This is a genomic window from Aliiglaciecola sp. NS0011-25, from assembly GCF_040370605.1.
GTDB lineage: Bacteria > Pseudomonadota > Gammaproteobacteria > Enterobacterales > Alteromonadaceae > Aliiglaciecola > Aliiglaciecola lipolytica_A.
In genome coordinates, this window is sequence record NZ_BAABWR010000003.1 from 216639 (window position 1) to 232000 (window position 15362).

Sequence of the window (15362 nt, forward strand, 5' to 3'; positions counted from 1 at the left end):
ACACTTTCAACTGATTTTGAGAAACGTAGGTTATATGGCGCAAAGCAAGCAGTCTCAGATAAAACTCCTTATTGTAAAAGGAAAAGAGCAAGGTTATTTAACTTTTGCTGAAGTAAACGATCACCTTCCCCAGGACATTGTCGACTCTGATCAAATCGAAGATATTATTCGAATGATCAATGATATGGGTATTCAGGTATTCGAATCAGCTCCCGATTCTGACGAATTGTTAATGCAAGAAACGACAGCCGATGAAGAAGTGGCTGAAGCAGCGGCTCAAGCGCTAGCTACGGTTGAGAGTGAAATTGGTCGCACAACTGACCCTGTCCGTATGTACATGCGTGAGATGGGTACGGTTGAACTTCTGACCCGTGAAGGCGAAATTGAAATTGCCAAGCGAATTGAAGATGGCATTAACCAAGTTCAATGCTCAGTTGCAGAATACCCAGAGGCAATTACTTATTTGCTTGATCAATGGGATCAATTCGAAGCTGAAGAAATTCGTCTTAGTGACATTATTATTGGTTTTGTCGATCCTAATGAAACCGATGTTGCTCCTACCGCAACCCACGTTGGTTCTGAGTTATCTGAAGAAGAGCTGGATGACGAAGATGATGACGAAGATGATGAGGACGAGGAAGAAGAAGATACTGGTCCTGATCCTGAACTGGCTAGAGAAAAATTTGATGAGTTGCGTAAGCAGTACATTAAAGCCCGCGATGTAATCGCTCTTAAGGGGCGTTCACACAAAGACTCTAGAAAACAAATTAATGAACTAAGTGAAGTTTTTAAAGAGTTCAGATTAATACCAAAACAATTCGATCGCATGGTTAAAAACATGCGCGGCATGATGAATAGAGTGCGCGTGCAAGAACGAATTGTAATGAAACACTGCGTTGTAAACGCAAAAATGCCTAAGAAAGACTTTATTAAGGCATTTGCAGGCAATGAAACCACCACTGATTGGTTGGTAACAGTGCTTGAAAGTGGTGCTAGTTACGTTCCTGCACTACTTGAAGTTAAAGAAGAATTAGAACGCGCTATCAGCAAGATGAACCAAGTTGAAGAAGAAACTGGGCTTATCATTGCTGATATCAAAGACATCAACCGCCGTATGTCGATTGGCGAAGCGAAAGCTCGCAGAGCTAAGAAAGAAATGGTTGAAGCTAACTTACGTTTGGTTATTTCCATTGCTAAAAAGTACACAAACCGTGGACTACAATTCTTGGATCTTATCCAAGAAGGTAACATTGGTTTGATGAAAGCGGTTGATAAGTTTGAATACCGTCGTGGTTATAAGTTCTCAACTTATGCGACATGGTGGATTCGACAAGCAATTACACGTTCAATTGCTGACCAAGCTAGAACTATTCGTATTCCGGTACATATGATTGAAACGATCAATAAATTGAATCGTATCTCTCGTCAAATGCTGCAAGAAATGGGTAGAGAGCCAACACCTGAAGAGTTGTCAGAACGCATGATCATGCCTGAAGACAAAATTCGTAAGGTACTTAAAATTGCTAAAGAGCCAATCTCCATGGAAACGCCTATCGGTGATGATGAAGATTCGCACTTAGGTGACTTTATTGAAGATAGTACAATTGTACAGCCTCTCGACTCTGCCACTGGTGGCAGTCTTAAAGACGCGACTCAAGAAGTACTTGCAGGGCTAACCGCTAGAGAAGCAAAAGTATTACGTATGCGTTTTGGTATCGATATGAACACTGACCACACTTTGGAAGAAGTTGGTAAGCAGTTTGACGTTACCCGTGAACGTATTCGTCAGATCGAAGCTAAGGCGTTACGTAAATTACGTCACCCAAGCCGCTCTGAACAATTACGCAGCTTCTTGGACGAGTAATTGGTTCATAGATACAATCCTTTAAAAAGCCGCTTTATAGCGGCTTTTTTGTTTGTGTTCACTCTTGGTGTAGCAGGATGATTTAGCCCCGCAAAAAGCCAACCAATACCATGCCCTGTAGGCGGATGCTTTAGCCCCGTGAAAATCCAATAAACTCCATGGCCTGAAGACCATCCTACATCTCCGTTTGGATTCGCAATGCCAGGGCCTGTAGGCGGGTGCTTTAGCCCCGTGAAACCCCAACCAATGCCATGGCCTGAAGACCATGCTACATATTCTTTTTGGATTCACAATGCCAAAGCCTATAGGCGGGTGCTTTAGCCTCGTGATAAGCCAATCAATGCCATGGCCTGAAGACCATGCTACATATTCTTTTTGGATTCACAATGCCATGCCCTGTAGGCAGGTGCTTTAGCCCCGTGAAAATCCAATAAACTTCATGGCCTGAAGACCATGCTACATCTCCTTTTTGGATTCGCAATGCCATGGTCTGTAGGCGGGTGCTTTAGCCCCGTGAAAACCCAACCAATGCCATGGCCTGAAGACCATGCTACATCTCCTTTTGGATTCGCAATGCCATGGCCTGTAGGCGGGTGCTTTAGCCCCGTGAAAATCCAATAAACTCCATGGCCTGAAGACCATGCTACATCTCCTTTTGGATTCGCAATGCCATGCTAGGCGGGTGCTTTAGCCCCGTGAAAACCCAATCAATGCCATGGCCTGAAGACCATGCTACATCTCCTTTTGGATTCGCAATGCCACGGCCTGTGGGCGGGTGCTTTAGCCCCGTGAAAAGCCAACCAATGCCATGGCCTGAAGACCATGCTACTAGGCTAATAGATTAGATTGAATCGAATTTATTTTATCCAAAATAACCCTGCTGACTTTTCGACTGCTGGGCAAAAAGGTATGCACTACAGCAACTTTAATGACCTCGTGGATATCTTGGTGGGCACATTCATTTACCGATACTACGCCGTCATTTTCTTCGTCAAGAAAGTACTTTTTGGTCAGTGGAAAACTGCGGGTACCAACAATCGCCGTTGTAGGCACTTCAGGCATATTAATTTTTGACAACCTCGTTGGGCTAGCCAATAGTTGGCCACAATCCCCAGAGACTAATTGAAATCCCAGTTCATGCTGACTCTTTTGAGCTAATCGTGCTGGAGTCACCGGCGAGCCTAACAGAAATAAATGCTTTGGCAATTTGACTGATTGCGGCATGTTTTGTAATGCAGCTCTTAACATTACACCACCTAGAGAATGCCCAATTAAGACATATTCTCCTTTTTCCGCCACTTCTTGAATTTTTAAACTGACCCTCTTTACGATCTCAACGAAAGTTTCTGTGCCAGTAAAATAGCCTACCACGTCAACTGAGTGACCGTGTCTACGCAATCGCCACAACATAGGGGTTGCCGATATTGGCGTGCGCCCCATGCCGTGAACAAACAAAACCACCATCTTTACCAAGTACCTTTAGTTCGCATCAATTCTTGCGAAGTTTAATATTGTGAGAGCTTTAATGAAAAACTGTTGAACAAAAAGGTTTCGTTCCAGCGGCAAATCATAATTCTCTATTGTTCCGCTGAGTATGTCGGCAGCGTCTTCTAATACCTGTAAATCTAGCGCCTCATACGGTTGTTTCTGAACATCATCGCCAGCAACATAAAAAATGGCTTGTTCGGCACTATCTAACAGGTTTTGTTCGGCGGCCAAAACCGCAGAATAAAACCCGTAAAGCGTTAATAAACATATCCGTATAATCATTTGAGCTCTTAAACACTATCAACAATGTTTTACAGTCTAACCTCAAATGAATTAGTAGACTAATTTCAAACTAAATTGCGTCACCTTTTGTATAAGGTATTTTTTCATCTAGTTCTTCAAGTTCGTGAGCAATTTGCTCTGGAGAGCCGGTGTGTCTAGCTAACCAATAATAAGCAATTGGTACAACGTAAAGCGTCATCAAAGCTGATAACAAAACACCGTAAAAGATGACGATACCTATCACAGCCCTACTTTCAGAACCTGGGCCTGTCGCAACCACTAAAGGAAGTGAGCTGAAAACAGTGGTAAAACCGGTCATCACTATCGGTCGTAGACGTTGAGTTGCAGCTCTTTTTAAGGCCGCTTCAAACTCGATTCCAGCATCACGTAATTGATTGGCAAATTCCACTATCAAAATACCATTTTTGGCCGCCAGCCCAATCAACATCACGAGCCCTATTTGGCTGTAGATATTTAAACTGGCACCTGAAACATAGAGCCCAATGAACGCACCTAACAAGGCCAATGGAACCGTTAACATAATAACCAACGGATGAACCCAGCTTTCAAATTGAGCCGCCAAGACTAAATAAGTAATTGCCAGTGCCAAAAGAAACACAAAAATAATCGAACTACCAGTTTCTTTATAAAGTTGAGACTCACCTTTATAGTCTATTGAAACGCCTGTGAGTAACTCAGTTTCAACAATGTTTTCCAAGTAGGCTAACGCTTCTCCTACAGTGTAATCACTGGCTAAATTTGCACTAATGGTCACACTGCGCATACGATTGTAGCGATTTAGTCGAGCTGAAGTGGCCCGTTCTTCGAAAGTCAGTAAGTTATCCATTGGAATAAGTTGATTGGTAGTAGCAGATCTTACGTACAAGTTTTCTATGCTCTGTGGACTCCGGTAATCTTCCTCTTGTCCTTCAAGGATCACGTCGTACTCCTGCCCTCGATCCAAATAGGTGGACACACGTCTTTGTCCAAGCATGGTCTCTAAAGTACTACCGATATCTGATATTGAAACGCCAAGATCCGCGGCTCGTTGCCTATCAATGTTAATCAATATTTGCGGCAGAGTTTCTTTGTAATCAGAATCTAAGCGTAGCAATTTTGGATTCTCAGACGCTTTTTCTAATAGTGTATTTCGCCACTTAACTAGATCTTCATATGTATCGCCTTGCAATACAAACTGTACGGGACGACCTAAGCCTCGCCCACCAATGCCAGGACGCATTATTGCGAAAGCACGAACATCGGGAATTTGCGATAATTTAACACTCAATTCATCCATTAACTCAAAAGTAGAACGCTCTCTTTCATCGAACGGAACCATACCTATTACAGCACGGCCTGCAGAGCCACCGCCACCTGGTGTACGTACAATAATTCGTTCTATTTCACCTTCACCAAGATATGGCAACAGTAAATCTTCAACCTTCTTTAAGTTGACTGAATTGCTTTCAAAGCTAGCACCTTCGGCTCCTTGAAGTGAAAGGAAGAAGTTTCCTCGGTCTTCTTTAGGTACAAATTCGCTAGGGATTTTTTGGCTCATTTGCACTAAAGCGACTACGCTAGCGATCAACATTATTAGAATCAAAATTGGCTGATGTAGGGTTCGGTTTAAACTATTATAATAGGCCCCTTCTACTTTCTTAAAAGAATCGTCCATCCATTTCCCGAAACCTGAATTGCGAGACCTTTGTTTCAACAATTTAGAAGACAACATGGGAGATAGCGTTAAGGCAGTAAAGCTAGAAAAAGCCACAGCAGCAGCGATTGCTAAAGCAAACTCAGTAAATAAACGACCTATATTTCCTTCTAAGAAAACAAGTGGTACAAACACAGAAATCAAAACCAATGTGGTTGCTATGACCGCAAATCCAACCTCTTTTGCTCCTCGAAAAGCAGCAAGCAAAGGCGGTTCACCCATTTCTAAGCGACGATAAATATTTTCAATCACCACGATGGCGTCATCTACCACCAACCCGATGGCCAAGACCATAGCCAAAAGCGTCAGTAAGTTAATCGAAAAGCCCAACGCAAACATCACGATAAAAGCAGCGACTAGGGAGACAGGTACTGTGACCGCCGGAATTAACGTTGCTCGAATACTGCCTAAAAAGATATAAATAACAAATACCACTAAGGCCATTGCTACCCCTAAGGTATTGTAAACCTCGTTAATTGACTCATCGATAAACACCGAAGAATCATAACTTGGCACAATAAAAATATTGTCAGGTAGGCTTTCCGAAATTTCATCAATTGCTTTTCGTGCTTCACGGGCAACTTCCAATGTATTGGCTTTGGATTGTTTGATAATCCCCATACCAATCATGTTGACACCATCACCACGAAACTCGGATTCATCATCTTCAGCGGCTAGTTCAACAATCGCTATCTCTTTTAATTTGACTAAATAGCCACCAGCACCCACTTTTATGGTTAAATCAGCAAAGTCATCTGGGGTTAGGAAGCTTCTGGCAACACGAACTTCAAAGTCTCTATCGTTTGACTCTATTTCACCAGCAGGCAACTCCACATTTTCAGAGCGTATTACTCTTTCTACGTCGGCAACTGTAATCTCTCGGGCCGCCATAGCGTTTCGATCTAACCAAACTTTCATCGCATAGGTGCGACCACCACCTAATTGCACCCGAGCAATCCCATTGACCACCGACAAACGATCCACTAAGAATCGATCAGCGTAATCAGTTAACTCCATGACTGACATGTTATCACTACGTAAGTTATACCAAACCACAACATCTTCATCAGAATCTGACTTTGACACTTCCGGCGGATCAGCTTGATCAGGTAGATTATTTAGCGCCCGGCTAACTCGCTCACGCACATCATTGGAAGCTGCATCAATATCTCTAGAAAGATCAAACTCAATGCTAATGTCTGAACGACCATTACGACTGGTTGAAGTAATATTCTTGATGCCTTCAATTCCTGAAATACGGTCTTCCAGCAACTGCGTAATTCGAGTTTCGACAATGGATGCGGATGCGCCAGGATAATTTGTATTTATCGAAACGATGGGTGGATCAATATCCGGAAACTCGCGTAACGATAATAGGCTAATTGCAACAACGCCAAAAATAATCAATAACAAATTGACAACTGACGCAAAGACCGGACGTTTAACAGAAATATCAGATAAAAGCATGGTAATTCCCCTACAAAGCCGCTTGTTCTAGTAGCGAAACAGAGGATCCATTAACCAATCTTAATGCACCTTCAGTGACAACTTTCTGACCTTCCTCTAGACCCGATAGAATCTGCACAAGACCAGGACGTCTCATGCCAACTTTTACTTCTTTTAAGATGGCTTTATCGCCTTCGATGACAAATACAAACTGTTTATCTTCGTTGGGAATAATCGCTTTTTCAGGCACCACGATAGATTTCAAAACTTGTTTTTGTAAATTTATTTGTAACAACATGCCGGGACGTAACTTTAAGTCTGGATTGTCAATTAGTGCTCTAACTTGAATTGAGCGCGTATTAGCATCAACTCGTGAATTCACGCTCCTAATTTCACCAATAAAGACTTCATTTGGATAAGCAACTGAAAGTGCCTTTACTTGCTGTCCTTCAGACAATGACGGTAAATGGCTTTCAGAGATATTAAAGTCTACTTTCACTTTACGTAGATCATCCAAGGTAGTAATAACGTCACTGGGTGTAACGTAGGCTCCGACACTCACCATACGAATACCTAACTTACCGGCAAAGGGTGCTTTTAAAGTCAGTTCAGACAACTGAGCATTAGCCACTTCGATCTGCGCAATAAGCGTATTTACTTTGGCTTGCTGTTCATCTAATAATTGTTGCGAAGCCACACTACTTTTGGCTAGGTTCACTATTCGTTTCAACTGTCTTTGAGCTTCCTGTAAATTAATATTCAGCTCATTCAATCTCGCCTGCTCTTCTCTATCATTCATGCGCATTAACAGCTGACCTTTTTTAACAACATCGCCATCATCAAAGTACAGTTCTTGGATAACATCTGACTCCAACGGAGTAAGCGAAACTGCTTCATTTGCTCTGGCCGTACCCAATGCTTCAACAATGACAGGAAAATCTGTTCTTAAAACTTCAAAATAGGCCACGGGTGTTGCCGTTCTTCCTTTACCAGCAGTCTTTTCTTGCTCACTAAAACCCGGGTAGTTTAAGAAAACAAGCAAGCCAATAAGGGCAAGCGTGGCTATCAATACTGGTGATAGCATTGTTTTTATTGTCATGAATAGTTCCTGAATAATATAGTGTGTTTAATCTAAGCAGTTATTATTTGGCGTAATAAAGTAGTAAACTGCTGGTAGAGAAATTATTCAACTTAAACTCGGGATAAAAAGTGTTTATGCAACACAAATTAAATAAACAATTCAATCCGTTATCCACAGTCGCTCGACTTCAAATGAGTGAATAACGAGCGATTATGAAATTTTTGCGGATAGCACGGCGTTTTTTTGACAGTAATAACTGGCTATTACTAAAAAACACAACGACGCTAGGCTCAAAAACAGCGTTATCAAAATACGCTCCTTATCCTGAGTTCAGGTTAGCCAATATTGTACCCTCTATTACGAAAAATAAATTTGTCATCTACCTAGCAATATCGTCATTCTGTCTTACATCTTGCAGCGAAACGCCCCCAAGCGATCCGGTTTGTCGAGTAGATGAATCCGAATACCCGCAACAAACCGCAAATGCAGCCTGTCTAATAAGGTTAGGTGACAAGTTAATAACCGTAACTCATCGACTTAGTGGCAAACTCGATTTACCCGGTGGAACATCTGATAACCTTGAGTCAGCCAAATGCACTGCACATCGTGAAACGTGGGAAGAAACCGGCTTTAATGTTGAAGTTCGTCAGTGGCTAGGTACAAGTGCCAATGGAATGCGTTTTTACGAATGTAATTTGGATGCAGATTTTGATGATAGTTTTGTCGAATTTCCAGTACCAGAATGGGCCAGTTTAGAGGTGGTTTCAATCCAATTAGTGGATCCCTATGCAACCGAGTTCAATCAGTGGCGTTTCCCAAAGCAGTTGACTGCGGTCCGCGATATGTTTAATAAAGTAGAAGATTCTGCAGTACAACCGCAAACTGTACAGATTAAATAATAATCTATTACTATCCGTAATTTAAATTTTGGTCGCCGAACCTGTATACTTCACCCAACAACTGGTCTGAACAGTTAAATTAACCAAAAGGGTGAAAATATATGCCGCAATACACAGCTCCCATAACAGACATGCAATTTCTTTTGCACGACTGGTTGAAATTAGAAGATCATTATTCGTCTTTAGGTCTTCAAGATTTCGACAAAGACTTAGTGAATGAAATACTTAGCCAGGGCGCTAAATTTGCTGAGCAGGCTATCGCCCCTCTTAACCGCGAAGGTGATGAACAAAGCTGTAAGCTTGAAGAGGGCAAAGTTACCACACCTGATGGATTCGCAGCTGCATATCATGAATATATTGCGAATGGCTGGAATGCCATGCTCGGGAACCCTGAGTACGACGGTCAAGATCTTCCCCATACCATGGCAGTGCCGGTACAGGAAATGCTTTGTTCAGCGAATATAAGCTGGCGTTTGATCAGCATGTTAACCGAAAGTGCCGTTTTAGCGATTAACAAACACGGTGACCAAGCATTAAAAGATACTTATCTTAGAAAACTTATTTCTGGCGAGTGGACAGGCACTATGTGTTTAACTGAGCCTCAAGCCGGTACTGATTTAAGCCTATTATCGACTAAAGCCGAACCTCAACAAGACGGTAGTTATAAAATTACCGGGAATAAAATCTTTATCTCCGGTGGAGATCAAGAGTGGACCGACAATATTATTCACCTTGTACTAGCTAGATTGCCCGATGCCCCAGCGGGTGTAAAAGGTATCAGTTTATTTGCAGTCCCTAAAATCATGGTCTCTAACAACGGCGAACTGGGCGAAGCAAACTCACTTTCTGTGGGTAGTTTAGAAAAGAAAATGGGGATTAAAGGCTGCCCAACCTGTGTAATGAATTTTGACCAAGCTACAGGCTTTATTATAGGTGCGCCTCATAAAGGTCTAGCATGCATGTTTACCATGATGAATGACGCTCGTTTTCAAGTTGGATTACAAGGTTTAGGTATTGCCGAAGGCTCTTATCAAGGTGCCCTTGCCTATGCCCGTGACCGTTTGCAATCTAGAGCCCCTCAAGGAGTGCAGAATCCAGAAGGCAAAGCCGATCCAATCTTGGCCCACCCTGATGTACGCAAAATGTTGCTAACCCAAAAAGCGCTTACCGAAGGTTGTCGTGCTTTATCCTTCTTGTACGCCAGTCAAATGGATGTAGAGAAAAATGCAAGGGATGAACAAAGTAAACGGGACGCCGACAATGTAGTGGCTTTTTTAACCCCAATAGCAAAAGGCTTTATGACTGATGTGGGCCAAGAAGTCAGTAACTTAGGGGTTCAAGTATACGGCGGTCACGGCTTTATCCGCGAATGGGGGATGGAGCAATATGTACGGGATAGTCGTATTACCCAGCTATATGAAGGAACTAACGGTATTCAAGCTGCCGATTTAGTCGGTCGCAAATTGTCGCGGGATAACGGCGACATGTTAGCTGCCACTTATAGCGTTTTTGAAAAAATGGTGGATGGCATTGCCGATCCTAGTAATCAAGCAAAAGCAAAATCTATTTTGCAAGAATGGCATCAACTGTCATTGCAGGTTAAACAGCAATCGGTTGTAGATCTGGCTGGTGCAGCATACGACTATATGAACTACAGTGCTTATTGTTTGTTAGGCGTTCTTTGGTTAAGTATGGCCGACCGAGCTAAACACAGTCAAAACCAGTCTATTCAACAAGGGAAAAAAGCGACTTGTGATTTTTACATGAAACGTATTTTACCCCGCAAAGAAGTGTTTAAAGTGAATTTACTTGAAGATGCGAAAGACTTAATCGACGTTGCTGATAATTTATTTGATTATCAATAAACAAAATAGCTGTGTTCATCTGCTAATTTAAGCAACCCATAAAAAAACCGGTAAAACTGACGTTTTACCGGTTTTTATTTATGTAGGTTTTAATTAACGAGTTGAACAAGCTCTACGTGTACATAAGCTGCGAATGGCAGATACATCACGACTGTCAAGCAAACCGTCATTATTATAATCATGCTCAGCTAATGTCGCTTCGCCGCTTTGAATTAATATCATTAGCGCACGCATGTCATAATAGTCTACGTCCATGTCACCATCCAAGTCACCTTGTACCGCTGGAGACTCAAGCTCAAAGCTGATCATCACTGGATCGTGATCTGAAACTCTAAATGCATCATCCGAGTAGAAATCGTTGATTTGAGCATCTGATTTGTATTCAACATTATAATCAAGAGCAAAAGGTTCATCAGCGTTGATATGCCATTCAATGGTATCGACTGCTTGGGCTAACAAACTTTCACTTGCTAAAGCGTGATCTAAATAACCAAATTCACCACTGAAAGTATATGAATAGGCTTCAGCACCTTGGAATGTTTCAACCAAGTTTACAAAACCTTGGCTTTCAAGAGCTGCAATAGGATCTTCTTTTGCGTAAGCATTCAAGTCGCCAATGATTAACACGTTTTCTTTGGTAGATAACGACTCTTCAGTGGCTAACCAGCTGGTCAAGGCTAAAGATTGTTGTGTACGTCTAGCATTGTAACAACCTTGGCCGTCACCTTGGTCTGCATCATCACCAGTTGCGCTGCCACATCCTTTAGACTTAAAGTGATTTACCACAATAGTGATATCCGCACCGTTTGCAGCAGTGAATGATTGCGCAACAGGAGGACGATTGAAAATACTATCGAAGTTGATTTTCACGTCACCATCTAAACTAAGGTTGGCAGGTTTGTACAACAATGCAACAGCAATAGCATCGGTACCAATTGGGCCAGAGTAGCTTACAAAGTCATAAGTCCCTTCACCCATTTCAGCATTCAAACGGTTGGTTAATTCAGCAATCATACTAAACTCGTCAAAACCGTCATTCTCAATTTCCATCAAACCAACGATATCCGCATCCATGGTAGATATAGCTGCAACTGTTTTGGCAATTTGACGCTCATATTCGAACAACGAATCAGCACCGCGCTCCGTAGGGAAGCCGTCGCCTTGACCGTCACCGTTGAACAAGTTCAATACGTTTAAGCTAGCCACAGTCACGTTTCCGCGAGTAATCGTGGGCTCAGATTCACGCTCATTTGAATTGACAATTGTAGGTGTTTCAACCGGATGAATTCGGAAGTTACTGAAACTGTAATCCAAAGCACCTTTAATATTGACTACCGTATCACCAGTTCGCAATGTATTTAGCGCCGAAAGGTTACCTTCAGGATAAATAACCGTTTCTGGGTTTTGCACATCCAAACCATCATCCATAATAATGTAGTTAAGCGCATTTTCTGCAGCTAACGCAATAGCTTCTGGTGAAAGTGGTGTATGAACATTAGTAGGGTTATATAGTCTGCCAAACGACAAACCAACCTCACCAAAACGGGCCAATGTGTAGGTATCTGTTACCGTCAGCGGAGATTCGTTAACCACTAACATATTTTCTAATGATTCAGCATCAAGAGAACTACTAAACGGCATAGTAAAGACAGTTGGCGTAACACTACCTGTACCACATGCCAAATAAGCCGAAGATACATTTAGTTGTGTACGACCAAAGTTTTCAGCCACGGTGCCGATTAGACGAACCACATTTCCCATCTCAGGTAATGCATCAGTATCGTAGTAACTAACATAAATACCTTCAGATGCAGCTGAGTCAGCGTCTGCGTCAAAATCTTCCTCTTGTACATAGAAACCACCAAAGTCAGCCGTTACTGAAGTGACTACAGCTTCAACTATATGCTCTTGTCCTTCTAGCGGGGAAGCAAAATCACTACCTTGAATCGCGCTGATTAACGTCGCCGGATCAGTACAAACACCAATTTCAGGTATTTCGTCGACAGGGTCATCTCCGCCACCGCCATAGGTTTTACCATCAGGACCAGAACCTGGCGTTCCATAGTCGCCATCGCCAAACGTCTCTGTTGATTCGGCAACCCAGTTGTCACCCACGTTATTATCTAGACTCGCTGAAATTAGCGTCATTGAAGCCCCATTTGGATCTGGGAATGCTGGTCCGCCATCGTATTCAACGATATCTTCGATATCACCATTAGGGCGCACTAATACGACTTCATCACCACCATTTGCTGCGGTAAAGCCACTATATTGATACAGAACATCCATGCCACCATTGGTCGCAGAATCACTATTGATAGCTAAAACCGCATAAGTACCAGCAGGAACATATACATCACCAACAATAGTGTGAGAATCACTATCGTTATCACGTAACACCCACCCATTTAAGTTAGCTGCAATAACGCCAGTATTGAGTATTTCAACATATTCGCCATTTGCATCACTTACCGCACTTGGGTTTTGCATGATTTCAGTGATAACCAAACTAAAGCTTGCGTCACCGCTGCCTGGTGTACCAGAGTTGTTGGTATCGTAGAAATTAGTTGTATCTGCGGCCCATTTTGCACCAACATTGTTGTCCCCATAAAGGTCAACCAGATACATAGACGCGCCATTTGGATCAGGGAATGTATCACCATTATCATAAGTGATTTCGTCGATGATATTGCCTTCAGGATCAACCAGAACTATCTCGTCATCACCGTTTGCCAATGCCATAGAACCACCATAGGCATAAGCCAAAGTAATTCCGCCATTCGCACTAGTATCTGCATTTTTACCTAATACGGCATATTCACCAACACCAATAAAGACATCTTCATCAACCACAAAAGAGTCTGTATCGTTGTCGCGGATAGTCCAACCATTTAGGTTAATCACTTGGGTACTGGTATTAAGTACTTCAAACCATTCGCCATCATTGTCACTGATAGTGTTAGGGTTTTGCATAATTTCAGTAATCACTAATGCATTAGCTTCCACTGAACCGGTATCGACAGGCTCTTCACCGTCATCACCGCCGTCGTCACCACCATCATCATCACCACAAACTTCTGCAACGTATAATGTTGCTACCCATTCAGGATGATCAATAAACGGATTACGGTTACCTTGGTATTCGTAAATCGTTTCGTTACGTTGTTGTTCAACAGAATCAACTGGATCAGCATTATGCCATTCAATTAAACGACAAAGTCTGCCAAGCTGCGCTTCACCAACGCTAGTCAAACCGTTACTTAACACTAAGTCAGGTGTTATGTCACTTAAGCCTTCGTAGCGAGTGTCCATGTAAAACATCATACGAGCAACATCACCTTTGACGGCATCGCGAGGTTCAAAGGAATCGCTATCAATCGAATTACTTGGGGCTTCAGCTAATGGGGAATCGCTGTTGTCGAAGTCGAGATTACCGCGAGAGCTGTTAACTGAAATATCTGAAGGACGTAAATGATGGATATCTGTGTACGCTTCAAAATCACGTTCTGGGAAACCATGGCTGTTGGGCCATACATGTTCACGATTCCAATTGTCTGGGTCAGAACTTTGCTCAGCGCTACCGTTAGATAACTTAGGCAGTGAAATGCCTTTATAAATTAATAGCACATTATCAGCGTTTTCTGGATCTTCATCTGACTCCGTTAAAGCGGTCCAGACTTGATCATAAGTAAGCACACGATGATCAGTAGAGATAACATCAGTCAATGCCGATTTAATCATTGTAGAAGTAGAACCATTCTCCACTTCAGTAATAACAGTTGCATAATAACTGGCGTCATTAAACTCTGCGGCATCGGCAACTTTATCTAAATCTGGGCAGTTAAAACAAACGCCCTCTAGGCTACCTGTATCATCACCGCCACCGTCATCGCCGCCGCCATCATCGCCACTGCCAAACGTTTGCCCAGTGTTAACTGCACCAAAGGTATTTGCCGCTGCACTTTGCCACGCAAAGTCACCGTAAACGGTGCCTGAACCAGACAACTGTAACGAATCACCAACAGCCGTACTGCCGCTTTCGGAAACGCCAATATCGGTAGGGGTCATTCCATCCGCTGCACCACCTACGGCATCAAATGTGCCTTCGTAGCTAATAAATTGAACAACAGTATTACTACTATTTACTAATGCAATTGCGTCAGGGCCGTTTTGAATACCGTTTGAAGGATAAGAAACAGCTACTGTACCAAAACCGTCTTGCTGATTGGGTATGCTGCCATTTAGAGAAGTGGTTTGGTAAACTGAACCATTACTTCCGTTATAAAATACTAAACTCCATCCGCTTAAGTCAGTGTCTGCCGGACCTGCAATTTCTATTGCTTCGCCGGAATCAGTACTGACATTATCGTAATGAAGTTCGTTGATGAATACGCTTTCTGCATGCGCGAAGGATGCACACACAAGCGCCAGCAACGCTGGATACTTAATTTTCATAGCCTCTCCTAACCTGAGTACTTCAAATGCCATTTAATGGCTTATAATTAGTTATTTTTTGGGGCGTAGCCCTTTTTATTAGTGGTCGGATGGTATTGCCATTGTGTGACATTCAAATGACAAACTGTACCTTTTTCCGGCATCGATATTGTCAGAAACAGGTTAGTAATTCAACGAATTAAAAAGGCATGGAGACGCTTGAAGGGTAAATATATTTCACCGCAAAAATAATGAAATCATTGTTTCATATTGATTTTAAAGGGTTATT

At 42.4% G+C, this 15362-nt stretch carries 8 protein-coding genes; 3 read left to right on the forward strand and 5 right to left on the reverse strand.

Translation table 11 applies throughout. The annotated features are described in order from the left end of the window. Positions 1–34: 34 nt before the first annotated feature. Positions 35–1864: an RNA polymerase sigma factor RpoD gene (rpoD, locus tag ABWV72_RS04075; protein WP_353368868.1), complete on the forward strand. Its 1830-nt coding sequence runs from the start codon at positions 35–37 to the stop codon at positions 1862–1864. Positions 1865–2692: 828 nt separating this feature from the next. Here the strand turns inward: rpoD and ABWV72_RS04080 are convergent. The 4 genes from ABWV72_RS04080 to ABWV72_RS04095 all read right to left on the reverse strand — a co-directional run bounded on the left by ABWV72_RS04080 (position 2693) and on the right by ABWV72_RS04095 (position 7893). Next, complete coding sequence (locus ABWV72_RS04080; protein ID WP_353368870.1) at positions 2693–3328, reverse strand: esterase/lipase family protein; 636 nt, start codon at positions 3326–3328, stop codon at positions 2693–2695. Between the two features lie 15 nt (positions 3329–3343). Continuing rightward, entirely contained in the window at positions 3344–3634 is a 291-nt protein-coding gene (locus tag ABWV72_RS04085) for a hypothetical protein (protein ID WP_353368872.1), read from the reverse strand. 70 nt (positions 3635–3704) lie between these two features. Next, positions 3705–6815: an efflux RND transporter permease subunit gene (locus ABWV72_RS04090; RefSeq protein WP_353368874.1), complete on the reverse strand. Its 3111-nt coding sequence runs from the start codon at positions 6813–6815 to the stop codon at positions 3705–3707. 10 nt (positions 6816–6825) lie between these two features. Next, the gene (locus ABWV72_RS04095) at positions 6826–7893 is read right to left on the reverse strand and encodes an efflux RND transporter periplasmic adaptor subunit (protein ID WP_353368876.1); all 1068 of its coding nucleotides are present in this window, start codon (positions 7891–7893) and stop codon (positions 6826–6828) included. A 194-nt stretch (positions 7894–8087) separates the two neighbouring features. Between ABWV72_RS04095 and ABWV72_RS04100 the strand changes: the two genes are divergently transcribed. Continuing rightward, positions 8088–8774: an NUDIX domain-containing protein gene (locus ABWV72_RS04100; RefSeq protein ID WP_353368878.1), complete on the forward strand. Its 687-nt coding sequence runs from the start codon at positions 8088–8090 to the stop codon at positions 8772–8774. Positions 8775–8875: 101 nt separating this feature from the next. Beyond that, a complete protein-coding gene (locus ABWV72_RS04105) occupies positions 8876–10639 on the forward strand; it encodes an acyl-CoA dehydrogenase family protein (RefSeq protein WP_353368880.1) in 1764 nt (587 codons plus the stop codon). Positions 10640–10732: 93 nt separating this feature from the next. Here ABWV72_RS04105 and ABWV72_RS04110 read toward each other — a convergent pair whose 3' ends face one another. Next, positions 10733–15094 (reverse strand): ExeM/NucH family extracellular endonuclease, encoded by a 4362-nt coding sequence (locus ABWV72_RS04110; protein ID WP_353368882.1) that lies wholly within the window; start codon positions 15092–15094, stop codon positions 10733–10735. Between the last annotated feature and the right edge of the window lie 268 nt (positions 15095–15362).